This is a genomic window from Brachybacterium sp. sponge, assembly GCF_001613775.1.
Lineage (GTDB): Bacteria > Actinomycetota > Actinomycetes > Actinomycetales > Dermabacteraceae > Brachybacterium > Brachybacterium conglomeratum.
Window position 1 is genome coordinate 822,783 of sequence record NZ_LRMP01000001.1, and the last position, 22,809, is coordinate 845,591.

Genomic DNA, 22,809 nt, shown 5'->3' on the forward strand with positions numbered 1-22,809 from the left:
CGCGCAGCGGCTCCCTCGCCCGGACTCCGCCGCGCGTCCGGCGGCACCGTCGGACGGACGCGCGAGCGGGGCGGGGTCGACGCCGTCGATCGCTCCGGGGGCGGCGACGTCGGCCGTGCCGGAGGCGGAGCCGAGTCCGCGCCGCAGCATCCACGACGCCGCGGGCGGCACCGCTCTGCCCGGCCGGCTCGTGCGCGCCGAGGGCGCGGACCCGACCGGTGATCCGTCGGCCGACGAGGCCTACGACGGGCTCGGCGCGACCTGGGAGCTGTACGCGCGGGCGTTCGGCCGCGACTCGCTCGACGGCGCGGGGATGGAGCTCGTGGCGAGCGTCCACTACGGCCAGGACTTCGCCAACGCCTACTGGAACGGCGAGCAGATGGTCTTCGGCGACGGCGACGGGGTCTACTTCACCTCGTTCACCGGCGCGGTGGACGTGATCGGCCACGAGCTCACCCACGGCGTCGTCCAGCACACGGCGGGCCTGATCTACCTCGCCCAGCCCGGGGCCCTGCACGAGTCCATCGCGGACTGCTTCGGCGCGATGACCGCGCAGCACCTGCGGGGCCAGAGAGCAGAGGAGGCGGACTGGCTGATCGGCGCAGGCCTGTTCACCGACGCCGTGCAGGGGGTGGCGCTGCGCTCGATGAAGGCGCCCGGCACCGCCTACGACGACCCGGTGCTGGGGAAGGACCCGCAGCCGAACTCGATGGCGCACTACGCCGACCTCCCGCACGACGCCGAGAACGACAACGGCGGGGTGCACATCAACTCCGGCAATCCCAACCGGGCGTTCTACCTGGCCGCGACCGGGATCGGCGGGCGCACGGAGGAGGGGGCGGGGCTGCTCTGGTACGACGCGCTCACCAGCGGCCTGCCCCGGGACGCGGACTTCGCGACCTTCGCCGCCGCGACTCTCGCCGCCGCCGAGGCCCGCCACGGCGCGGACTCGGCCGAGCGTGCGGCCGTCGCGGAGGCGTGGCGCACGGTCGGCGTGCTCGAGGGGGAGGGATGAGGGACGAGGATCGCGCCGCGGACCGGATCGTGCCGGTGACCGAGGAGCCGGCGGGGGACGACGCCTGCTGGCTCGGGCAGCTGTGCCCGGAGTGCGGAGCCGTGCCGGAGGGGGCGGGGGCGCAGGACGCGACGGTGCCCTGCTGGCGCTGCGGGGCCGTGCGGGAGCAGGGCGGGGGCGGCGCCGGCGGCGGTCAGACCGCGGGCGTCGCGAAGCCCCCGTTGGACAGCAGCAGCTGACCGCGGATCCACCCGCCCTGCGGCGAGAGCAGGAAGTGCACCAGGTCCGCGACGGTGCCCGGGGTGCCGAGCTCCCCGCCGGGCGTCTGCGCCGCGCCGGCGGCGCGGATCTCGTCGTCCATCCATCCGGTGTCGATCGGGCCGGGGTTGATCACGTTGGTGCGGATCCCGCGGTCGGCGAGCTCGTGGGTGCCGGCCAGCACCAGGCGGTCCAGCGCCCCCTTCGTCGCCCCGTAGGGCAGGTTGTGGGCGGTGTGGTCGCTGGTCAGCGCGATCACCGCGCCGCCGGGGGAGTCGGGGCCGACGGGGACCTGCTCGGCGAAGACGCGGAGCAGCAGCCAGCTCGCCCGCACGTTGACCGCGTAGTGGCGGTCGAAGCTCTCCACCGTGGTGTCCAGGATCGAGGAGTCCACCGACTCGCAGTGGCTCATCACCAGTGCGCCGAGAGGGCCGAGCGCCTCACGGGCGGCATCGACCAGCCGGGCGGGGACGGCGGGATCGGCGAGATCGCCGGGCAGCAGCACGACGCGTCGGCCCAGGCCGCGCAGCTCCTCGGCCAGCAGCTCGACGTCGGCGTCCTCGCCGAGCACGCGCCGGTCGTACTCGCCGTGGAAGGAGAGCGCGAGGTCGTAACCGTCCTCGGCGAGGCCGCGCGCGATCGCGGCGCCGATCCCGCGACGTCGGCCGACGCCGGTGAGCAGGGCGGTGCGGGGAAGGGCAGGGGTGCGGCGGTGCATGAGCGCAGACTACGGAGGCGGGCCTCGCCATGGCCAGCGGTTTCCCTGTCCCGGTCTCGGCGCGTGCGCCTCGGGTGCCACGCCGCCGGGCGGGTCACGGCGTGAGGGCGGTGCCGCTGCGTGGAGACTCGGTCGCGGGGCCGTCGATCAGCGCGGCTCTTCGGCGCCCGCGAGGACCTCGGCGGTGCCGGCGAGCGTGACCTGCGGTCCGAACAGGCTCATCGTGTGCAGGGCCGCCGCCCCGTTCGCCTCGTCCGAGGCGGCGCAGGCGTCGGTCACCACCGTCAGGTGCGCGCCCGCGTCGGCGGCGGCGAGCACGGTCGCGATCACGCAGCAGTCGGTCGAGACCCCGGCGATCAGCAGCGGCGCACCCGTCGCCGCCTCGCCGAGGCTCGCACGCAGCTGCGGCCCCCACTTGCCGAAGGTCGGCTCGTCGATCGTGGGGTGGGCGGTGAGCTCCGCCGCGCCGTCGACCAGGTCGTAGAGCGGATCGGAGGCAGGCACATCGGCGAACGGCCAGGTCCGGAAGTACTCGCCCCAGGAGGTCTCGCGGTCCGCCGTCGGCAGCCAGCGGCTGACCAGCGTGCGCTCGGGGCCGACGTGCGCGGCGAGCGCACGGATCCGCTCCCAGGCCTCGTCCCAGGACGGGGAGGCCCAGTCCGAGCCGGGATCGGCGAAGATCCGCTGCGGGTCGACGATCAGCAGGCGGGGCGCGCTCATGCCGACCGCTCCTGCGCGCGGATCCGGCCGCGGCGCGCGAACCAGGTGACGGCGAAGCCGAACACCAGGGCGAAGAGCACGCCGACGTTCGCGTACGCCCAGTTCCCGTCCCAGTACGCCCCGGCGGGGTCCTCCACGAAGGTGCCCAGGCCCAGCGGCTCGAGCAGGTAGCCCTGCCAGTTGTTCCACGGGGCGTCCTCCGCGAAGGAGTTCACCACCAGGCCCCAGCCGATCACGGAGGCGACGACCATGGTGCCCACCGAGATGCAGTCGATCGAGCCGTAGCGACCCTTCGGATCGAACAGCGCCTGCTCGTCGTAGTCGGCGCGGCGGGAGAGCACGTCGGCGATGAGGATCCCGGCCCAGGCGGCGATCGGGACGCCGAGGGTGATCAGGAAGCTCTGGAAGGGGCCGATGAAGTTCTGCGCGAAGAACGCCACCCAGATCGTGCCGGCCGTGAGGATCACGCCGTCGACCGCGGCGGCGGCCGGGCGGGGGATCCTGATGCCGAGGCTGATCAGGGTCAGGCCCGAGGAGTAGATGCCGAGCACCGCGCCGGAGACCAGGGTCAGCACCGCCACGATCCAGAAGGGCACCAGCGCCCACAGCGGCAGGATCGTGATCAGCGCGCCGATCGGGTCGGACTCGATCGCCGTGTTCAGCGCGGGGTCGGAGCCGGCCAGCAGCAGCCCGAAGATCACCAGCACCACCGGGGCGGCCGCGCCGCCGATCGTGTTCCACAGGATGATGGACCCGTCGGACGCCGAGCGCTTCTGGTAGCGCGACCAGTCCGCGGAGATGTTGATCCAGCCCAGGCCGAAGCCGGTCATCACCATCACCAGCGCCCCGATCATCGCCTGCGGCGGGCCCGACGGGGCCGACATCACCGCGGCGAGGTCGATGTGGGGGATCGTGAGGATCATGAAGACGATCGTCATCGCGCCGGTCGCCCAGGTCAGGATCGACTGCAGCTTCATGATCGTGTGATAGCCGAGCACGGAGGCGCCGACGATCAGGGCCGCGATCGCGAGCGCCGCGATGACGGTGACTGCGCTGCCCGCCCCGATCCCGAGGATCTCGAAGACCGTGGCGGTGGCGAGCACCGCGGAGATCGCCAGCGAGGTCTCCCAGCCGATCGAGGTCAGCCACGAGATGATGCCCGGCACCTTCTGGCCGTGCACGCCGAAGGCGGCGCGCGAGAGCACCATCGTCGGCGCGGAGCCGCGCTTGCCGGCGATCGCGACCAGCCCGCACAGCGCGAAGCTGATGATGATGCCGACGACGGCGACGACGGTCGCCTGCCAGAAGCTGATCCCGAAGCCGAGCAGGTAGGAGCCGTAGCTCATCCCGAACACGGACACGTTCGCGGCGAACCAGGGCCAGAACAGGTCGCGCGGCCGTGCGGTGCGCTCCGACTCGGCGATGATCTCGATGCCCGTCGTCTCGACGAGCGGCGCGGTGCGGGCGCCCTCGGGCGCGGCGGGGGAGGTGGACATGGGCAGAGTCTCGCACGTCACAGCTCCGCGGGGGTGGTCCCCACCTCGTGGCGGCCGATGCCGGGCGGCGATACCCTGACCCCGACCTCCCCTGCCCCGGCCCGCGCGCTCCGTCGCCGCCCGCCCCGGCCGGGTCCCCGTTCGACGACGACCCCGGTCGTGCCTCCTCCTCGTGCGCCCAGACCGCGGTCGCGCCCCTCTCCTGGAAGGAGTCGCGTGCCCCGGACCGCGTCCCCCCTCGCGCGAGTGCGCGGACTGCTCACGATCGCCCCCGCCCGCGTCGACCACATCCCCGCCTTCCGCATCGCGGTGGGCCTCGCGATCCCGATGGCGGTGCTGCTGCTCACCGACCGCATCGAGTTCGCGATGTACGTCGGCTTCGGGGCGTTCACCGGCATCTACTCCCGCTACGAGCCGACCCGGGCGCGCTTCCGCCGCCAGCTGCTGGCCGGCGCCATGCTCACCGTCTGCGTGACGATCGGCGCGGCCGTCGCGCAGCTCGCGCCGAGGATGCCCGAGGCGCTCTCCTCCTGGGTCGTGATCATCGTCGGCGCGCTGGTCGCGGGCGGGTCGGCGACCTACGTCACCTCGCACGGGCTGAAGCCGGGCGGGGCAATCTTCCCTCTCTTCGCGACCGCGGCGGTCGCCTCCGCACCGTCGGTCGCCCCGTTCTGGACGGCGGGGCTGATCGCGGCCTCCGTGGTCGTCCTGTGCGTGCTGCTGGGACTGCTGGGGCACTGGGCGGGGGAGCGGCATCCGGACGTGGTGCTCGGCCGTGACCACGAGGACGTCACCCGCGCCGAGCTCGGCGCCGAGTTCACCCGCTACTTCGTCGCCGCGCTGGTCGCGGGCGCGATCGGCCTCGCCTCCGGGCTGCCCTTCCCGTACTGGGCCCAGGTCGCGGCCGTCGCGCCGCTGGCCTCGCCGGGCCACGGGGCACGGATCGAGAAGGGCGTCCACCGCCTCGTCGGTACTATCCTCGGCGTGGGCGTGACCGCGTTCCTGCTGTCCTTCCCGGTCGAGCCCTGGCAGCTGGTGGTCTGGGTGGTGCTGCTGCAGTTCCTCGCCGAGATGTTCATCCTGCGCAACTACTCGATCGCGCTGCTGTTCATCACGCCGCTCGCGCTGCTGATGGTGCAGCTGGGCCATCCCCAGCCCGCCGGCCCGATGCTCGAGGCCCGCGTGCTCGAGACGGCGATGCCTCCCGGGCGGCATTCCGGTCGGGCTGCTCCTCGGTCAGCCCTCGCCGTCTGCGGCCGACGGGTCCTCGACCTCGCGGGGCAGCATCAGGTCCAGCACCTCCCGCAGCCGCTCCGAAGAGACGGTGGAGACATGGACCTCGTCGGTCCGCTCGGCCTCCTGCTCGAGCGGGCCGTTGTCCAGGACCCGCACCGAACCCGAGTCGGCGGAGACCGTCGCGCGGCGCCCCTGCCCTTCGGCGATGGTGGTGACCACGGAGAGCGACCGGGTGTCCTCGCCCTCGAGGGAGGCGACCGCGTCCTGCAGCGACATGGCGACCGGCTCGCCGTCCTCGCCTGCGGCCTCGAAGGGGTCGACGAAGGCACGGAGCCGCTCGGCGACCGAGGGCAGGGCGGGCACGGCGAAGTGGTGGAAGCCGTCGATCGTCACGTACTCCTCGAGCACTCCCTCGCGGGGGAAGAAGTAGTGGGCGAGGGTCGTGGTGCCTCCGGCGAGGGTCCGCTGGGCGGTCACCATCGCCTCGGGGATCCTGCGCAGCGCGATCACGCCGGCGAGGCGGCGATCGAGCTGGACGGGCCGCCGGGCGGGATCGCCGGAGCCGGTGACCACCTCGCCCTCTTCCTCGCGCCCTTCGCTACCGGGGCGCACGAGGTCCCGCGCGACCAGCGAGCGCAGCGCGGAGGCGGCGGCGCTCTCCGTCTCGATGGCCTCCTGCGAGAGGTACGGGCTGCCCAGCAGTTCGAGCGACGAGGCCCCGTCCAGCGCCATGATCTCCTCGTCCGTGAGGACGACGAGCACTGCCGCCTGGTCAGAGGTGGTCGAGAGCACCTCCATCGCGCCGAGCATGTCCCGCTCGGTGAGGGTGGGCTCGGTGGTGGGCGGTGCGGTCTCGCTCATGGGCGGGCTCCCTCGGGGGCTGGGTCGGGTCTCGGTCGGAGACGGGATCGGGGCCAGGTTCTCAGAAGCCGAGAGCGCCGGTCAGGCCGTCCCAGCCGGAGCTCACCGAGTCCCAGGCGTTCGATGCGGTCTCGGTGATGGCGGGCCAGTTGTCGTAGACCATCTTGCCGACGTCGGCCAGCGCGGCCCCGCCGGAGATGACCGCGCCGGCGGCGACCATCGGCCCGCCGACGACCGCGCCGACGCCGGTGGTCGACAGCGCGCCCCCGGCGAGCATGAGCCCGCCGCCCAGGGCGTTCGCTCCGCCGGTGATGGCCGAGTAGGTGTCGCCGCTGTTGATCCCGTCGACCATCTGCTTCAGTCCGAAGCCGACGTCGAGGGCGGGCAGGGCCTTGCCGACCCAGGGGGCGGCCTTGGAGAGGAAGGGCATCGTCTCGCCGGCCCATCCGGCGAGGTCGTCGACCCAGCCGAAGAACTTCTTGGTCCCGAAGCCGGTGGGCACACCGAGCTTGCCCAGCAGCTTGGCGGCGAGGCCGCTGTACTCCTTCGAGGTGGCGAAGGCAGCCTCGGTCATCTTCTTGCCGTACATCCATGTGCCGCCGAGGAGCTCGACGATGTTGTCGGCACCGTTGAGGAAGCGGGTCATCGTGCGGACATCCGTCACCGTGTCCCAGATCTTCTTGGCCTTGGCGAAGGCGTTCTGGAGCGTGTTGTAGACGTCGAGGCCGCCCAGGATCCGATCCCACAGCGAAGGGGACTCCTCACCGCCGGAGCCGGATCCTGACGATCCGCCGTCCTCGCCGGAGGCCTGGTCCTGCTCGTCGGCGTGCTGCTCGAGCTCGTCCGAACGGCGTCGTGCGTCCTCGTCGACCGAGGAGAACAGGGGAGCGGTGCGGGAGGACCAGCTCGCGCGGAACGCGTCGGCGTCGGGGCCGCGCCAGGCGCTCTCGTCGAGCACGAGGGGCTCGAGCCGCTCGCGGAGCTCGGTCAGCGTCTGCGCACGGTCGCGCAGGAGCCGTCCGTGGTCGCGCAGCTGGTCGGTGTCCGCCCCCTGGAATCCCGTCATGATCGTCCCCTCATCGCTCCTGCACCCCGACAGCAGGCCGCGGACGCCCCTCGGGCGCGCGACCACCGTCACCCTAGAGGCGGCCGACGGAGAAGGCGATGGGGAGGACTCCCCATGCGGCGCCGCGGACCGGCCACGACGAGGTGAGCGCTGTGCACGGACGACGCCGCTAGGGTGGGCGCCATGGCGCGAGGACGACGCGAGACCCTGAAGCAGGCCGCCGAGCTGCAGCGACAGCTGAAGGACGAGCACGGCGACGACTACGACGCGGTGATGGCGCAGCAGTGGGCTCAGTCCGGGTCGACGCGCAGCGCGCAGACCTATCGCGCAGCGATGGCGCGCAACGCCGGGATCGGCGGCGGCCTGCACGACATCGACCTTCCCGAGCGGATCCTCACCGCCGACGAGACCGTCTACGACGTCGCGGTGGGCGGCCAGAGCGATGACACCTTCCCGCTGCTGATCGTCACCGACCGTCGGGTGCTCGTGACGAAGGATCTTCCCTGGAAGCGCTGGAAGATCCAGCGAGAGGTGCCCGCCGCCCAGATCGCCGGCGCCGAGCTCGAGGCCAGGCTGCTGTCGGGACGGATCCGGGTACGACTCCATCAGGGGAAGGACATCTCCTTCCGGGTGAACGAGCGGACGCGCTCCGCGGCGGTCGCGGCCCTGCTTCAGCACCTCGCCGACGGGGGAGCTCCGCCCCTCTGAGCGGGCCCGCCCCGCTGAGGGCCCCGCCTGCCGGGCAGGCCGTCCAGGGCGCCCGTCCAGGACGACCCCGTCCTGCACCGTGACCCGGCAGGGCCTCCCCGTGCCGCCGGACGTACCGTCGGCCCATGAGCGATCGGAACCCGTACACCCACGGCTACGGCGACGCGGTGCTCGGCAGCCACCGCGCCCGCACCGCCGCGAACTCCGCCGCGCATCTCCTGCCGCACCTTCGCCCCGGGCAGCGCCTGCTGGACGTGGGCAGCGGCGCCGGCACGATCACCGCGGACCTCGCGAGGATCGTCGGCCCCGAGAACGTCACGGCGCTCGAGGTGGCCGAGGAGTCCGCGGACCTCACCCGCGCCGAGCTCGCCCGCCAGGGGCTCGAGGGGGTGCGAGTGCTGGTCGGCGATGCGCACGCGACGCCGTTCGAGGCCGACGCCTTCGATGTGGTCCACGCCCATCAGGTGCTCCAGCACGTCCACGCGCCGGTGCAGGTCCTCGCCGAGATGCGGCGCATCGCGAGCCCCGGCGGGCTGGTCGCGGTGCGGGACAGCGACTACGAGGGCTTCCGCTGGTGGCCGGAGACGCCCGCCTTCGACCGCTGGCTCGAGCTCTATCTCCGCGCCGCACGCGCCAACGGCGGCACCCCCGACGCGGGCCGACGCCTGCTCGCCTGGGCGCACGAGGCGGGGCTGGAGGACGTCGTCCCCGGCAGCTCCACCTGGCTGCACGCCACGCCCGAGAGCCGCGCGGCCTGGGCGCACACCTGGTCGGGCCGGATCACCTCCGCACCCTTCGCCGACCAGCTCGAGCGCGGGGGCTGGGCCGACGCCGCCGAGCGGGAGGAGATCGCCGCGGCCTTCCGCGCCTGGTCGGAGGATCCCGACGGCTGGTTCAGCCTGCTGCACGGCGAGATCCTCGCCCGGGTCTGAGAACGGTCTGTCGGTCGGTCGGCCGCGGCACGCCGAGCGGTGGACGCATCTCGGCTGTCCGAATCCGCGCGGGCCCCTCGGGCCATCGCGTGGGACGCGTCCTCGCCGTACCCTCTCGACAGGCACCCCTCCGGGCGCGTACAGTTTTGATTGAAAGCGCAACGATCTGAACCGGGAGTCCCCATGAGCCTCAGCACCGCCATCCTCCGCGCCGTCCCCGGCGCGTTCATCCTCAACTCCGGCATCGGCAAGCTCGGCATGGACGCCGGCACCGCGGAGCACCTGCGCGGCATGGCCGCCCAGGGCGTGCCGGTGCTCGGCAAGCTCACCCCCGAGCAGTTCGCGAAGTTCCTCAGCTACGGCGAGATCGCCGTGGGCACCTCACTGCTTCTGCCCTTCGTCCCCTCGAAGGTCGCGGGCCTCGCGCTCGCCGGCTTCTCCGGCTCGCTGGTCTCGATGTACCTGCGCACCCCCGGCATGACCGAGGAGGACGGCGTGCGCCCCACCCAGGAGGGCACCGCCGTCGCGAAGGACACCTGGCTGCTCGCGATCGCCGCGGCGCTGATCGTCGCCGGCGGCGAGTCCGTGAAGAAGCCCAAGGCCGACAGGGCCTGAGCCCCGGCCGCGCCGGTCAGCCGGCCCGGCCGGCCGCTCCTCGGCCTGGCCGACGCGCCGACCCCGCCCGCCGGCGCCCGCGCCCCACCAGGCGCGGGCGTTCTCGGGCCGGCGCTCAAGACCGCACCGCTCGCCCTCGTCGCCACCGAACTCGAGCAGCGCGAGTCCCCCCTCGCCCCCGGCACCGACCTGGCCGGCCGAGAAGCCCCGGGGCGGACCCGCTCAGAGGACCGTGAGCCCCTCGACCATCGCCTCGAGGTCCGCGACCTGCTGGTCGTGGCCGAGCGCCGCACCGCCGTCGAAGACCGCCGGGCCGTCCGGGGTGTCCACCACGATCACCACGCGACGCCAGGCATCGGTCGAGTGGAGCAGTGCCAGATCGGAGATCGCCACGTCGGCGGAGACGATCCAGGCGTCGTGCCCGTCGACCGTGGTGGCCTCGGAGCGGAAGTCGCGCAGCATGGCCGGATCGCCGTAGAGCTCCTCGCCCTGCTCGGGCTCGAGCGCGCACAGGAAGATCGCGCGCGCGGCCTCCTCGGCGCCGGGATAGCCGCCTTCCTCCTCGGGGAACTCGACCTTCCCGACGCCCGCGAGCGTGTACCAGCCCGCCTCCACGGGCTGGTCGGCGTGATGCTGGTCGGTGACGTAGGCGCTCTGCGAGCCCCAGCCGGTGCCCACCTCCCAGCCCTCGGGCTGAGAGAACGCGAGGCCGCCGCCGCGCACCTCGCCCTCGACCTGCTCGGTCACGGCCCCGTCCCCGTGCATGGTGCAGGCGGTGCCCGAGGCCGCGGCCTCGGTCGCGGGCTCCTGGTCCGTTGGCGTCGGCGCGCCGCCCGAGCCGCCGTCCGACGCGCCCCCGTCGTCGGACGGGCCCGTCCCGTCCGTGGGGCCCGACGCGCTCGGGGTCGGATCGTCGGCGGGCTCCTCCCCGCCGCCGCTCAGCACGGTCTGCGAGAGCACCAGCGCGATCACGGCGAGGATCACGACCAGGCACCCGCCCCCGCCCAGCAGCGCGAGCATCGGGCCGCGGCCGCCACCCGATCCGCCGGGCGACCCGGGGCCGACGGGAACGCCCGGGCCGACGGCACCGGACCCGCCCGGCTCGGCGGGGCTGTCCGAGGGGCCGCCGGAGAAGTCCGGGAGGGAGGCGCCCCCGGCGCCGCCGGTCGCGCCGTACCCGCCGATGCTCTGCCCGCCGGAGCTCTGCCCGTCGGGGCGCTGTGCGCCGGCGCCGTACCCGTCTGTGCCCTGCGCTCCGAGCCCGTGTCCGCCGGCACCGCTCTGCTCGCCGCCGGGCGCGGAGAAGTCCGGCAGCTGCGGCCCCGGACCGCCCCTGTGGTCGTTCATCGCTCGTCCCCTCGTCCCCGGCCGCCGCCCCCCGGCGACCGGGGCCACCCTAGCGGGCCGCTGCTCAGTCCCCGCGCTCCCTGCCGGGCGCTGTGCTCTGTGGTGGGCCCCGTGCGCTCTGCCGGCCCGTCGCCGACGGCCCTTCCCTTCCGTCCGTCCGCCCGCCCACCGGCGCCGACCTCCGCCTGTCGCCGGGCCGAAGGTCCCCGCAGGTCAGCGAATGTAGCCGCGATCACACGTCCACAAGGTGAATAAAGCAAGCGACGAGTGGCATTAACCGGGCAGGTGAGGCTAGCCTCAGTTCTGTCGCAGGTCGGAACATCGCCGCGCACCCCTGGACCCCGTCGAGAGAAAGACTTCCCATGACCTCCTTCACCCGCCGCAGCTTCGGCGCCCTCTCCGCCGCCGGTGTCCTCGGCCTGGCCCTCACCGCCTGCGGCGGCTCCGGCGAGGACGCCGCGACGGGCGCCGGCGCCTCCGACGCGGGCGGCGCCGAGGCGGGCACCGTCGAGGTCGAGGACAACAACGGCCCGCAGACCGTGCAGACCCCGCCGGTCTCCGTGGTCGCGACCGACAACCGCACCTTCGAGACCCTCGCCGACTGGGGCGTCACCCTCACCGCCGCGGCGCGCACCCTGATGCCCTCGACGAACCCGCTCAAGGAGGACGAGTCGATCATCGACCTCGGCAACCACCGCGAGCCCGACCTCGAGGCCGTCGTCGCCGCCGAGCCGACCCTGATCATCAACGGCCAGCGCTTCGCCCAGTACCACGACGACTTCGTGAAGTACGCGCCCGAGGCCACCATCCTCGAGCTCGACCCGCGCGAGGACCAGCCCTTCGCCGACGAGCTCAAGCGCCAGGTCTCCGTGCTCGGCGAGATCTTCGGCAAGCAGACCGAGGCCGAGACCCTCGGCGCCGACCTCGACGCCGCGATGGAGCGCGTCAAGGCCGCCTACGACGGCTCCTCCACCGTCATGGCCGTGAACACCTCCGGCGGCGAGATCGGCTACATCGCCCCCGGTCAGGGGCGCGCCCTGGGCTGGACCTTCGAGGCGCTCGGCCTGGTGCCCGCGCTCGAGGTCGAGGGCGCCAGCGACGACCACGAGGGCGACGACATCTCCGTCGAGGCGATCGCCGACTCGAACCCCGCCTGGATCCTGGTGATGGACCGCGACGCGGCCGTCTCCGCCGACGACCCCGAGTACACGCCCGCCAACGAGCTGCTGGACTCCTCCGAGGCGCTCGCCGGCGTGACCGCCGTGGCCGAGGGCAACATCGTCTACATGCCCGCGGACACCTACACCAACGAGGGCATCCAGACCTACACGGAGTTCTTCAACACCTTCGCCGATGCGCTCGAGGGCAAGGCCTGAGCCACGTCCGTCATCGCTGACCGCCGCACGGCGGGCAGGGCCTGCGCGCCCCGCCCGCCGTGCGTCGTGTCGTCGGAGCATCCGTCGGCCCCGTGCGTCGCACCGGCTCCGGCGGCCGTGCGCCGACGCGACCACCGCCCCTTCCAGGAGTCCTGAATGACCGCCCCCCAGCTCACCTCCGAGGCGCCCCCGCCCCGCACCCGCGGGCGCGAGCGCCTCGTCGACGGCAAGCTCCTGATCGGCATCGGCGCGGTCGCGCTGCTGCTGGTCGTCTCCCTGTTCACCGGCGTCTACGACGTGCTCGGCGCCGAGGGCGGTGGCGAGATGTTCGCCATCACCCGCATCCCCCGCACCATCGCGCTGGTCCTCGCCGGCGCCGCGATGTCGATGTCGGGCCTGATCATGCAGCTGATGACGCAGAACCGCTTCGTCGAGCCGTCCACCACCGGCACCACCGAGTGGGCGGGGCTCGGCCTGATCCTGGTGATGGTGCTGCTCCCGTCGGCGGGGCTGCTGACGAAGATGGGCGTGGCGATCGTCTTCTCCTTCGTCGGCACGATGGTGTTCTTCCTGTTCCTGCGCCGGGTCACGCTGCGCAGCTCCCTGATCGTGCCGATCATCGGGATCATGCTCGGGGCCGTCGTCGGCTCCGTCTCCACCTTCGTCGCCCTCCAGTTCGACGCGCTGCAGAACCTCGGGGTCTGGTTCGCCGGCTCCTTCACCTCCGTGCTGCGCGGAAGCTACGAGGTGCTGTGGATCGTGCTCGCCGTGGGCGTGGCCGTGTTCGTCGTCGCCGACCGCCTCACCGTCGCGGGCCTCGGCGAGGACATCGCCACCAACGTCGGCGTGAACTACCGCCGCGTGGTGCTGCTGGGCACGGGCCTGGTCGCGATCGCGACCGGCGTGGTCACCGTCGTGGTCGGGAACCTGCCCTTCCTGGGCCTGATCGTCCCGAACGTCGTCTCGATGATCCGGGGCGACGACCTGCGCTCGAACCTGCCCTGGGTGTGCCTGCTCGGCATCGCGATCGTCACGATCTGCGACCTGATCGGCCGCACGATCATCATGCCCTTCGAGGTGCCGGTCTCCCTGATCCTGGGGATCGTGGGCGCGGCCGTGTTCATCGCGCTCCTGCTGAGGCAGCGCCGACATGGCTGAGCGCACGACGACCCACGACAGGCGCCGCCTCGAGGCGGTCGCCGACGAGGCCGCCCCGGTCGAGCTCTCCACCGCCCCGGCCGACGCCGCAGGCGAGCTCGGCGTCCTCTCCGCCCCGCGGCGCGTGCGCGCCCGCTCCGGCGCCTTCCCCGACGCCGCCTCCCAGCGCCGCTACTGGATCGTGCTGGCCGTCCTCGTGGTCCTCGCCGCGGGCGCGGCGCTCGGGCTGCTCGCGATCGGGAACCCCATGCCGGTGGGCTCGCGCGGCTTCTGGCTGATCGCCGAGATGCGCGTGACCTCCCTGGTGGTGATGGCGGTCGTGGCGATCTGCCAGGCGGTCGCCACGATCACCTTCCAGACCGTCACCAACAACCGCATCATCACCCCCTCGATCATGGGCTTCGAGTCGCTGTACACCGTCATCCAGACGGCCGCGGTGTACACCCTCGGCGTGGCCGGGGTCGTCGCCCTGCAGGGTCCCGGCCAGTTCCTCGCGCAGGTCGCGGCGATGGTGGGGCTCTCGGTGCTGCTGTACGGCTGGCTGCTGCGCGGCCGCTACGCGAACATCCAGGTCATGCTCCTGGTGGGCATCATCATGGGCGGCGGGCTCGGCGCGGTCTCGACCTTCATGCAGCGCCTCCTCTCGCCCAGCGAGTTCGACGTGCTCAGCGCCCGACTGTTCGGCTCGGTGACCAATGCGAGCGCCGAGTACCTGCCCTTCGCGATCCCGCTGGTGATCGTGGCGACGACGCTGATCTGGCTCAACGCCCGCACGCTGAACGTCATCGCGATGGGCCGGGACGTGTGCATCAACGTGGGCGTGGACCACGGCCGCCAGACCATCTACTCCCTCGTCCTGGTCTCGGTGCTGATGGCGGTCTCCACCGCGCTCGTCGGCCCCATGACCTTCTTCGGCTTCCTCGTCGCGACGCTGACCTACCAGCTCGCCGGGACCCACGACCACCGCCGCCTGCTGCCCCTCGGGGCGCTCACCGGCTTCGTGGTCCTCGCCGGCGCCTACTTCGTCATGAACCACGTGTTCTACGCGCAGGGCGTCGTCTCCATCATCATCGAGCTCGTCGGCGGGACCGTGTTCCTCGTCGTCATCATGCGGAAGGGGCGCCTGTGATCACCATCGACAAGGTGCGGAAGGAGTACCGGTCCGCGACCGGGACGGTGCGGATCGGGCCGGTCACCACCGACATCCCCTCCGGCGGGGTGACGGCGCTGGTGGGCCCGAACGGCGCCGGCAAGTCGACGCTGCTGACCATGGTGGGGCGCCTGCTGGGCATCGACGAGGGCGCGATCGAGGTGGCGGGCTACGACATCGCCTCCACCGCCTCGAAGGATCTCGCCAAGATCCTCTCGGTGCTGCGCCAGGAGAACCACTTCATCACCCGGCTCACGGTGCGCCAGCTGGTCGGCTTCGGCCGCTTCCCCTACTCGAAGGGGCGCCTGACCCGGCTCGACGAGCAGAAGATCTCCGAGGCGATCGACTTCCTGAACCTCGACGACCTCGAGGACCGCTATCTCGACCAGCTCTCCGGCGGGCAGCGCCAGCGCGCGTACGTGGCGATGGTCCTGGCCCAGGACACCGAGTACGTGCTGCTGGACGAGCCGCTGAACAACCTCGACATGCGCCACAGCGTCCAGATGATGGGGCGCCTGCGCGATGCGGCCCGCGAGCTGGGTCGCACGGTCGTGGTGGTGCTGCACGACATCAACTTCGCCGCCCACTACGCCGACCACATCATCGCGATGAAGGAGGGCGAGGTCGTCGAGGCCGGGCCCGTCGCGCGGATCATGGACGGCGAGGTGCTCACCCGCGTCTTCGACACCCCGGTGCAGGTGGTCGACGGGCCGACGGGCCCGCTCGCGGTCTACTACTGAGCGGCCCCGTCGGCCGCCCGGCCCGACCGCCCGGCCCGGCCGTCCTCTCGGCCCCGACCCCGGCCTCGACGACATCGAGTGGCGGATCTCGACCGGTATGGCACGTCCATAGCGGTCGAAATCCGCCACTCGATCTGTGCGGGGAGGGGCCGCACCGTCTGTGCGCGGGACCCGGCGCCGAGAACTGCATGTGTGCCGTCACCGGGGCGCAGCGGCGGTCCAGATGCAGCACTCGGCCGGCGGTGGGGCGCCTGGGCGGCGGTCACCCAGGCAGCAGGCAGCGCGGGCAGCTGGGCACCGGGCGGCGGGTCGCCTGCCCTCAGCGGGTCACTTGGTGGCGGGGTCCGTCCCGCCACGGCCGTCCTCGCGGTCCAGGGCGTCGATCGCGGCGACCTCCTCGGCCGTGAGGGAGAGCTCGACGGCGGCGAGGTTCTCGACGATCCGCGAGGGCGTGACGGACTTCGGGATCGTCACGATGCCGTGCGCGAGATGCCAGGCGAGGACCACCTGGGCGGGGGAGGCGCCGTGGGTCTCGGCGATCGCAGTGACGGCCGGGTTCTCCAGCAGGTCGGACTTGCCCTGGCCCAGCGGCCCCCACGCCTCGGTGAGGATGTCGTGCTCGGCGTGGATCGCGCGCAGCTCCCGCTGCTGGAAGTAGGGGTGCAGCTCGATCTGGTGGATCGCGGGGACCACGCCGGTGGCCTCGATGACCTCGGCCAGCTGCTCCTTCGGGAAGTTGGAGACGCCGATGGCGCGGACCAGGCCGCGCTCCTGCAGGGCGACCAGGGCCTTCCACGCCTCGACGTGCTGGCCCTGCGAGGGCACCGCCCAGTGGATGAGGTAGAGATCCACGTAGTCCAGGCCGAGCCGCTCGAGGGAGGCCTCGCAGGCGGCGATCGCGTCGTCGAAGGCGTGGGCGTCGTCCCACAGCTTCGTGGTCACGAACAGCTCCTCGCGCGGGATCCCGGACTCGGCGATCGCCCGGCCGACGCCCTCCTCGTTGCCGTAGATCTTCGCGGTGTCGATGTGGCGGTAGCCGGCGGCGAGGGCCTGGGCGGTCACGTCGGCCGCGATGTCCGGGTCGACCTTGAACACGCCGTAGCCGAGCTGGGGGATCGGGGCGGCGCCGCGGATCTCGAGCGCCGGGACGGCGGGGTGCTCTGCGTTCTGGGATACGGTCATGGAGTTCCTCTCCTCGGGGCGGACTCGCTCCAGCCTACGGCCGACGGGAAGGGGCCGGCCTGCCGGGAGGGGGCGGCATGCCGGGCAGGGCCGGCCTGACGGGGAGGGCCCACCGGCTCCGCCAGGCCGCCTGCCCTGGAATCACCGGGCCCGCCAGACCCGCCCACGCCCGGAGACGACGAACCGGCCCTCGGCCCTCCCAGCCCGCCCCTCTACGATTGGGGGCATGACGTCGCCGAGCACGGGACGCCGGAGGTGACCCCGGCGCGGTCCGCCCGACTGGTGCCGCTGGACCGTCCGGTGCCCGCGGAGCCGCCGGGCTACGACCACTCCCGCGGGCACACCCCGCGCGGCCGACGGTTCGAGCTCTACGCGCTGCTGGACAACCTCTTCATCGCCGCGGGCGTGGTCGTCGCGATCTGGCTCGCGCTGCTGTACCTGGTCGAGGGCTTCTCGCTGACGCCGGTGCGGCTGCTGTACCTGCTGGGCTTCTGGATCCTGCTCACCTACATCACGCTGCCGCGACTGCACCAGCTGATGACCTGGATCTACCTGCCGGACTACTTCTTCGGCCGCACCCGCACCACCGAGGGCGTGCTCTCGGACCCGATCAACATCGCCCTGGACGGCCCCGAGCGGGACCTCCACGTGGCGCTGCGGCGGGCCGGCTGGGTGCTCGCGGAGGAGCGGACGCTCTCCTCGGCCTGGTCGATGGTGCGCTCGACGCTGCTGCGACGCTCCTACCCGTCGGCCCCCGTCTCGGACCTGTACCTGATGGGGCGCCGCCACGACTTCACCTATCAGCAGGAGGTCGGCGGCACCACGACCAAGCGCCATCACGTGCGCTTCTGGCGGATGCCGCCCGACTTCGTTCTGCCGGGCGGGTACCGCTCGGACTGGCTCGCGGCGGGCACCTACGACCGCGCCGTCGGCTTCTCCTTCTTCACCCTGCAGATCACCCATCGCATCGACGAGAACATCGACGTGGAGCGGGACTACCTCGTGGACACGGTCCGCTTCGCGGATCCGGAGGTGGAGGTCGAGGTCATCGAGGAGTTCTCCACCTCGTACCACGACCGCAACGGGCAGGGCGACCGGTTCCGCACCGACGGCGACCTGCCGGTGATCGACGTGACCGGCGCGGCCTCCCGCTCCGACGGGGCGAGCGCGATCATGCTGCCGCGACACCGCCCCACCGGCAGCTCGGTGATGAAGTCCCGCGCCCGCGCGGCGACGCAGACGGCGCTGAGCGCGACCCGCTTCGGCGGACGCCGCACCGAGGTGGCCGACGAGCTGACCGCGCAGTGGCACGGCACGGTCGGGGACTTCCACGAGGTGCTCGCCCGCGCCGCGGACCACCACCTCCCGCCGCCCTCGGTCATCTTCACCGGCTTCCTCGCGCTGCTGCAGTCGGCGATCGTGGCGATCCAGTGGTTCACGCTCGGCTCCGGTGTCGACCTCACCGAGCGCTTCCCCGACGCGTCGCTGATCCTGCCCGAGCAGGGCACGATCTGGGGCGCCACCGCGTTTGCCGTCGCGCTGCTGCTGCTCCAGATCGGGGTGCTGCGCCGCAGCCGCTGGGCGCGCATCGCGCTGATGGCGCTGTTCACGGCCGACGCCTTCGCCCGCCTGGCCGTGGCGACCTCGATGACCGGGGACGTCGCCCATTCGCTGCTGGTGGGCGCCGGAGCCTCCGCGCTGGGCGTGATGGCGATCAGCTCCGACGCCTCCCGCCAGTGGGTCCAGACCCTGCGCCTGGACCCCCGCGAGCGCCGGGCCGACGAGGACCCGGAGGAGGAGCGCGAGGCGGCGCCCGCGCTGTGAGGGCGGTCACCGGAGAGTAGAGTGCGTGCACCGCCGTCCGGTGATCCCCGCACTGGCGTGCACCGACCTCGTGCTCGCCCTGCTGTCGTCGGCGGTCCCTGTCCCTGTCTTCCCCGGGAGGAATCCCCATGAGCGAGTCCCACGAGACCGCCCCGGCGAACGCCGGCGACCCCGGCGCCGTCGGCCCCGAACACGGCTCCGACCAGCCCGAGCTCAAGAAGGCGATCACGCCCAAGCTCCTGCTGCTGTTCATCGTCGGCGACATCCTCGGGACCGGCGTCTACTCGCTGACCGGCAAGGTCGCCGGCGAGGTCGGCGGCGCCGGTTGGCTGCCGATCCTCATCGCCTTCGCCGTCGCGATGGTCTCGGCCCTGTCCTACGTCGAGATGGTCACGAAGTACCCGCAGGCCGCGGGTGCCGCCCTCTACGTTCACAAGGCCTTCGGCATCCACTTCCTGACCTTCATGGTCACCTTCGCGGTGCTCTCCTCCGGCATCACCTCGGCCTCCACCAGCGCGATCTTCCTCTCGGAGAACGTGCTGAAGGCCTTCGCGCTCGAGGAGCCGCTGGGCGATTCCGCCGGAGCCGTCGCCACCACCATCGCGCTGGTGTTCCTGGCCCTGGTGGCCCTGATCAACCTGCGCGGAGTCTCCGAGTCGGTCAAGGCGAACGTGGTCCTGACCTGCATCGAGCTGACCGGTCTGGCGCTCGTGATCGTCGTCGGCTTCTTCGCCGTCGGCCAGGGCAAGGCGGACCTCTCGCGCGTGGTCCTCTTCGAGACCCAGGACGACAAGAGCATCTTCATGGCCGTGATCGGCGCGACCGCGCTCGCGTTCTTCTCGATGGTCGGCTTCGAGGACTCGGTGAACATGGCCGAGGAGACCGTCGACCCGGTCAAGAACTTCCCCCGTGCCCTCATCGCGGGCCTGTCGGTCACGGGCGTGATCTACGTGCTGATCTCGATCCTCGCCGTCGCGGTGGTCCCGATCGGTCAGCTCACCGAGTCGACCACCCCGCTGCTCGAGGTGGTCAAGGAGGGCGCCCCGGCGATCCCGATCGACACGATCTTCGCGTTCATCTCGATCTTCGCGGTCGCGAACACGGTGCTGATCAACATGATGATGGCCTCCCGCCTGCTCTACGGCATGGCGAAGCAGGGCGTGCTGCCGGGCTTCCTGCGCGGCGTGCTGCAGAAGCAGCGCACCCCGTGGGCCGGCATCGTCTTCTCCACCGTGCTGGCCTTCGCGCTGGTGCTCTCGGTGCGCTACGTGCTCGCCGAGGAGACCATCTCGGCGCTCGGCGGTACCACCGCCCTGCTGCTGCTGACGGTCTTCGGCCTGGTGAACATCTCGGTGCTGGTGCTGCGCAAGGACAAGGTGGACGTGCGCCACTTCCGCACCCCGACGGTGCTGCCGATCATCGGTGCGATCACGTCCTTCGCGCTGGTCTCGCCGATCGCGCAGCCGCGGGAGAACTACGTGATCGGCGGCGGCCTGCTCGTGGTCGGGCTCTTGCTGTACGTGATCACCTGGTTCTACAACAGCGCCGTGCGGGCACGCCGCACCCGATTCCGCCACCCCGACGACCTCGGCAAGGACTGACTCCGCCGTCGGCCTGCCGTCCCGCCCCGTTCCCTGAGACCCGCACCCCGAGGGAGAACCCATGTCGAAGATCCTGCTGGCCTACGTCCCCAGCGCCACCAGCGAGGCCGCGTTCGACTTCGCGGTCGAGGAGGCCGAGCGCCGCGACGCCTCGCTGCTCGTGCTCGCCTCCGAGCGCGCCCCCGACCCGCGCAAGGCGCGCGGCGTCACGGACCATCGCCCCCTCCAGGAGCGTCTGGAGGAGACCGGCCTCGCCTTCGAGCTGCGCACGGTCCCCAAGCGCGATGATCCGGCCGACGACATCCTCGACGCCGTCGAGCACGACGATGTCGATCTCGTGATCCTCGGCATCCGCAAGCGCACCCCGATCGGGAAGATCCTGCTGGGCTCGACCTCGCAGCGGGTCGCGATCGAGTCGCCCGTGCCGGTGGTGATGGTCAAGCCCGAGGGCTTCGTCGCGCCGGCGAGGCTCTGAGGAGACCCTGAGCGGGGCCCGTCGGCCCTGCTCCTCGCCCGGGAGACGGCGGCGGTGCCCTGTGCGGCACCGCCGCCGTCCGGCGTCCGGGGCGGCGGCGCCGTGTCCGTCCGATTCCTCCCGGCTCGGAGGCGTTCCTTCGCCCGGTGTTCACCTGGGCGTCTCCCGCGTGCCGGGCGCGTCTTACTTTCGTGACGCACCGTCATCTGGTCCCGTGCAGCTGAATCGCGGGAGACGAGCACACCAGCGAAGGACGTCATCCATGGCCCTGATCGACCTGCCCCTGCTCATGAAGGACGCGGTGCGCGGCAAGCGGTCCGCGGTGACCTGCCAGCTCAAGTGCGCCAGCCAGTGCGCCTTCGGCCAGTGCAACCACTCGGACAACCCGACCTTCCGCGACATCGCCTCCGGCGCGCTGTCCCGTCGTGCGGTGATCGGCGGCTCCACCGCGGCGCTCGCGATCGGCCTGGCCGGTACGCAGGGCGCGCTCGCCGACCCCGGCAGCGGGAAGGGCAAGGGGCAGGGCAACGGCAAGGGCGGCGCCGGCCACCGTCCCCCGAACGGCACCAAGCTCACCTTCACGCCGATCGAGCCGGTCGACGCGGCCGTCGACGAGTTCACCGTGCCCCGGGGCTTCGCCTGGCACCCGATCATCCGCTGGGGCGACCCGCTGTTCGACGACGCGCCCGAGTTCGATTGGAACGCCCAGAGCGCCGAGGCGCAGAAGCGCCAGTTCGGCTACAACAACGACTACACCGAGATCCAGGAGATCCCGGGCTCCGCCGGCAAGCGCGCGGTGATGTTCGTGAACCACGAGTACACCAACGAGAACATCATGCTGCCGGCCGACACCGGCGCCGAGGAGGCGATCGAGATCGGCCGCGCCGCTCACGGCCTCACCGTCGTCGAGCTCGAGCGCAAGAACAAGAACTTCCCCTACCGCTACGTGCAGGGCGCGGAGCTGAACCGTCGCATCCTGCTGGACGACGAGTTCGCGCTGACCGGCCCCGCCGCCGGCTCCGACCTGGTCAGGACCGTGGAGGACCCCGAGGGACGCACGGTCCTGGGCACCCTCGGCAACTGCGCCGGCGGCCTCACCCCGTGGGGCACCCTCGTCTCCGGCGAGGAGAACTTCCACGGCTACTTCCGCTCCGCCGGCACCTCCGAGGCGGAGAAGCGCTACGGCCTGCGCGATGCCGCCACCGCCCGCGGCTGGGAGAACGTGTACGACCGCTACGACGCCCGTAACGAGGGCTACGAGAACGAGGTCAACCGCTTCGGCTACATCGTCGAGGTCGACCCGTTCGATCCCACCTCCACCCCGCGCAAGCACACCTCGCTGGGCCGCTTCAAGCACGAGGGCGCGAACATCATCATCGCCGAGGACGGGCGCGCGGTCGCCTACTCCGGCGACGACGAGGTCTTCGACTACCTGTACAAGTTCGTCTCCCGCGACCGCTACGTCGAGGGCGACCGCGAGCACAACATGACCCTGCTGGAGAACGGCGACCTCTACGTCGCGAGGTTCACCGGCAACTCGCCCGAGGCCGAGATCGACGGCTCCGGCGAGGTCCCCGCCGACGGCGCCTTCGACGGCACCGGCGAGTGGCTGCCGCTCGTGGTCGACGGCGAGTCCCAGGTCCCCGGCTTCACCGTCGAGGAGGTCCTCGTGCACACCCGCCTCGCGGCGGACGCCGTCGGCCCCACCAAGATGGACCGCTGCGAGGACGTCGAGCCCTCACTGCACAGCCGCCGCGTGTACGTGGCCTGCACCAACAACTCCGGCCGCGGCACCGAGGGCAAGGCCGCGGCCGACGAGGCCAACCCCCGCTCCCAGAACCGCGACGGCCACGTCGTGGAGATCGACGAGCAGGGCGACCAGACCTCGACCACGTTCGCGTGGAACCTGCTGCTGGTGGCCGGCGACCCCGCGCAGGGCGATCAGACCTACTTCTCCGGCTTCCCGGTCGAGAAGGTCTCCCCGATCTCCTGCCCGGACAACCTCGCCTTCGACTCGGTGGGCAACCTCTGGATCTCCACCGACGGCGCCCCCTCCGGCATCGGCTACAACGACGGCCTGTTCCGCGTCACCCTGGAGGGCGAGGCCCGCGGCCGCGTCGAGCAGTTCCTCTCCGTCCCGATCGACGCCGAGACCTGCGGCCCGATCGTGCGCGACGAGGACCGCTCGGCGTTCGTCTCCGTCCAGCACCCGGGCGAGGACGGCGAGTTCGGCGCGCAGCGCTCGTACTTCCCTGACTACGACGGCCAGGGCCCGAAGCCCACGGTCGTGCAGATCCTGCGCGGCACGCGCTGACGACGGGACGGGCCCCG

Annotated in this window: 21 protein-coding genes and 1 pseudogene; 14 read left to right on the forward strand and 8 right to left on the reverse strand. The window is 72.3% G+C overall.

Going from position 1 to position 22,809, the window contains the following annotated elements; all coding sequences use genetic code 11:
• The first annotated feature begins 115 nt into the window (after positions 1-115).
• Both A4A78_RS03675 and A4A78_RS03680 read left to right on the forward strand, forming a co-directional pair.
• On the forward strand, positions 116-1,015 hold the full coding sequence (locus A4A78_RS03675; protein ID WP_231880822.1) for a M4 family metallopeptidase: 900 nt from the start codon (positions 116-118) through the stop codon (positions 1,013-1,015).
• Complete coding sequence (locus A4A78_RS03680; protein ID WP_062947046.1) at positions 1,012-1,254, forward strand: hypothetical protein; 243 nt, start codon at positions 1,012-1,014, stop codon at positions 1,252-1,254. The genes A4A78_RS03675 and A4A78_RS03680 overlap by 4 nt, the downstream gene beginning before the upstream one ends.
• Here the strand turns inward: A4A78_RS03680 and A4A78_RS03685 are convergent.
• The 4 genes from A4A78_RS03685 to A4A78_RS18065 all read right to left on the reverse strand — a co-directional run bounded on the left by A4A78_RS03685 (position 1,209) and on the right by A4A78_RS18065 (position 4,752).
• A complete protein-coding gene (locus A4A78_RS03685) occupies positions 1,209-1,991 on the reverse strand; it encodes an SDR family oxidoreductase (protein ID WP_062947047.1) in 783 nt (260 codons plus the stop codon). The two genes, A4A78_RS03680 and A4A78_RS03685, sit on opposite strands and share 46 nt — an antisense overlap.
• Positions 1,992-2,138: 147 nt before the next feature.
• Positions 2,139-2,711 (reverse strand): cysteine hydrolase family protein, encoded by a 573-nt coding sequence (locus tag A4A78_RS03690; RefSeq protein ID WP_062947048.1) that lies wholly within the window; start codon positions 2,709-2,711, stop codon positions 2,139-2,141.
• The gene (locus A4A78_RS03695) at positions 2,708-4,207 is read right to left on the reverse strand and encodes a cytosine permease (RefSeq protein ID WP_062947049.1); all 1,500 of its coding nucleotides are present in this window, start codon (positions 4,205-4,207) and stop codon (positions 2,708-2,710) included. The genes A4A78_RS03690 and A4A78_RS03695 overlap by 4 nt, the downstream gene beginning before the upstream one ends.
• Before the next feature lie 407 nt (positions 4,208-4,614).
• Positions 4,615-4,752, reverse strand: a complete 138-nt coding sequence (locus tag A4A78_RS18065; protein WP_231880972.1) for a hypothetical protein — start codon at positions 4,750-4,752, stop codon at positions 4,615-4,617.
• On the opposite strand from A4A78_RS18065, the pseudogene A4A78_RS18070 reads away from it, so the two are divergent.
• Positions 4,718-5,344: pseudogene (locus A4A78_RS18070) on the forward strand (FUSC family protein); the annotation flags it as partial. The gene A4A78_RS18065 and the pseudogene A4A78_RS18070 sit on opposite strands and share 35 nt — an antisense overlap.
• A gap of 99 nt (positions 5,345-5,443) precedes the next feature.
• On the opposite strand, the gene A4A78_RS17915 reads toward A4A78_RS18070, so the two are convergent.
• Positions 5,444-6,304, reverse strand: coding sequence for a hypothetical protein (locus A4A78_RS17915; RefSeq protein WP_062947051.1), 861 nt, complete (start codon positions 6,302-6,304; stop codon positions 5,444-5,446).
• 61 nt (positions 6,305-6,365) lie between these two features.
• On the reverse strand, positions 6,366-7,370 hold the full coding sequence (locus A4A78_RS03710) for a hypothetical protein (RefSeq protein ID WP_062947052.1): 1,005 nt from the start codon (positions 7,368-7,370) through the stop codon (positions 6,366-6,368).
• 183 nt (positions 7,371-7,553) lie between these two features.
• Here A4A78_RS03710 and A4A78_RS03715 point away from each other — a divergent pair, with 183 nt between their 5' ends.
• The 3 genes from A4A78_RS03715 to A4A78_RS03725 all read left to right on the forward strand — a co-directional run bounded on the left by A4A78_RS03715 (position 7,554) and on the right by A4A78_RS03725 (position 9,625).
• On the forward strand, positions 7,554-8,078 hold the full coding sequence (locus A4A78_RS03715) for a PH domain-containing protein (protein WP_062947053.1): 525 nt from the start codon (positions 7,554-7,556) through the stop codon (positions 8,076-8,078).
• Positions 8,079-8,203: 125 nt separating this feature from the next.
• On the forward strand, positions 8,204-9,010 hold the full coding sequence (locus A4A78_RS03720; protein ID WP_062947054.1) for a methyltransferase domain-containing protein: 807 nt from the start codon (positions 8,204-8,206) through the stop codon (positions 9,008-9,010).
• 183 nt (positions 9,011-9,193) lie between these two features.
• Positions 9,194-9,625: a hypothetical protein gene (locus A4A78_RS03725; protein WP_062947055.1), complete on the forward strand. Its 432-nt coding sequence runs from the start codon at positions 9,194-9,196 to the stop codon at positions 9,623-9,625.
• A 222-nt stretch (positions 9,626-9,847) separates the two neighbouring features.
• Here the strand turns inward: A4A78_RS03725 and A4A78_RS03730 are convergent, their stop codons facing one another.
• Positions 9,848-10,972, reverse strand: coding sequence for a hypothetical protein (locus A4A78_RS03730; RefSeq protein ID WP_062947056.1), 1,125 nt, complete (start codon positions 10,970-10,972; stop codon positions 9,848-9,850).
• A 362-nt stretch (positions 10,973-11,334) separates the two neighbouring features.
• Between A4A78_RS03730 and A4A78_RS03735 the strand changes: the two genes are divergently transcribed.
• From A4A78_RS03735 to A4A78_RS03750, 4 genes are all read left to right on the forward strand, one after another.
• The gene (locus tag A4A78_RS03735) at positions 11,335-12,348 is read left to right on the forward strand and encodes a siderophore ABC transporter substrate-binding protein (RefSeq protein WP_062947057.1); all 1,014 of its coding nucleotides are present in this window, start codon (positions 11,335-11,337) and stop codon (positions 12,346-12,348) included.
• A gap of 156 nt (positions 12,349-12,504) precedes the next feature.
• On the forward strand, positions 12,505-13,506 hold the full coding sequence (locus tag A4A78_RS03740) for an ABC transporter permease (RefSeq protein ID WP_062947058.1): 1,002 nt from the start codon (positions 12,505-12,507) through the stop codon (positions 13,504-13,506).
• Complete coding sequence (locus A4A78_RS03745; RefSeq protein ID WP_062947059.1) at positions 13,499-14,635, forward strand: iron chelate uptake ABC transporter family permease subunit; 1,137 nt, start codon at positions 13,499-13,501, stop codon at positions 14,633-14,635. Before A4A78_RS03740 ends, A4A78_RS03745 begins: the two co-directional genes overlap by 8 nt.
• Positions 14,632-15,396: an ABC transporter ATP-binding protein gene (locus A4A78_RS03750; RefSeq protein WP_062947060.1), complete on the forward strand. Its 765-nt coding sequence runs from the start codon at positions 14,632-14,634 to the stop codon at positions 15,394-15,396. Before A4A78_RS03745 ends, A4A78_RS03750 begins: the two co-directional genes overlap by 4 nt.
• 327 nt (positions 15,397-15,723) lie before the next feature.
• Here A4A78_RS03750 and A4A78_RS03755 read toward each other — a convergent pair whose 3' ends face one another.
• Positions 15,724-16,578, reverse strand: a complete 855-nt coding sequence (locus A4A78_RS03755) for an aldo/keto reductase (RefSeq protein WP_231880823.1) — start codon at positions 16,576-16,578, stop codon at positions 15,724-15,726.
• A gap of 255 nt (positions 16,579-16,833) precedes the next feature.
• On the opposite strand from A4A78_RS03755, the gene A4A78_RS03760 reads away from it, so the two are divergent.
• From A4A78_RS03760 to A4A78_RS03775, 4 genes are all read left to right on the forward strand, one after another.
• A complete protein-coding gene (locus A4A78_RS03760) occupies positions 16,834-18,402 on the forward strand; it encodes an LssY C-terminal domain-containing protein (protein WP_062947061.1) in 1,569 nt (522 codons plus the stop codon).
• Positions 18,403-18,530: 128 nt separating this feature from the next.
• Positions 18,531-20,003, forward strand: coding sequence for an APC family permease (locus A4A78_RS03765; protein ID WP_062947062.1), 1,473 nt, complete (start codon positions 18,531-18,533; stop codon positions 20,001-20,003).
• Between the two features lie 61 nt (positions 20,004-20,064).
• Entirely contained in the window at positions 20,065-20,478 is a 414-nt protein-coding gene (locus A4A78_RS03770; protein ID WP_062947063.1) for a universal stress protein, read from the forward strand.
• 262 nt (positions 20,479-20,740) lie between these two features.
• On the forward strand, positions 20,741-22,792 hold the full coding sequence (locus tag A4A78_RS03775; RefSeq protein ID WP_062947064.1) for a PhoX family phosphatase: 2,052 nt from the start codon (positions 20,741-20,743) through the stop codon (positions 22,790-22,792).
• Positions 22,793-22,809: the final 17 nt, after the last annotated feature.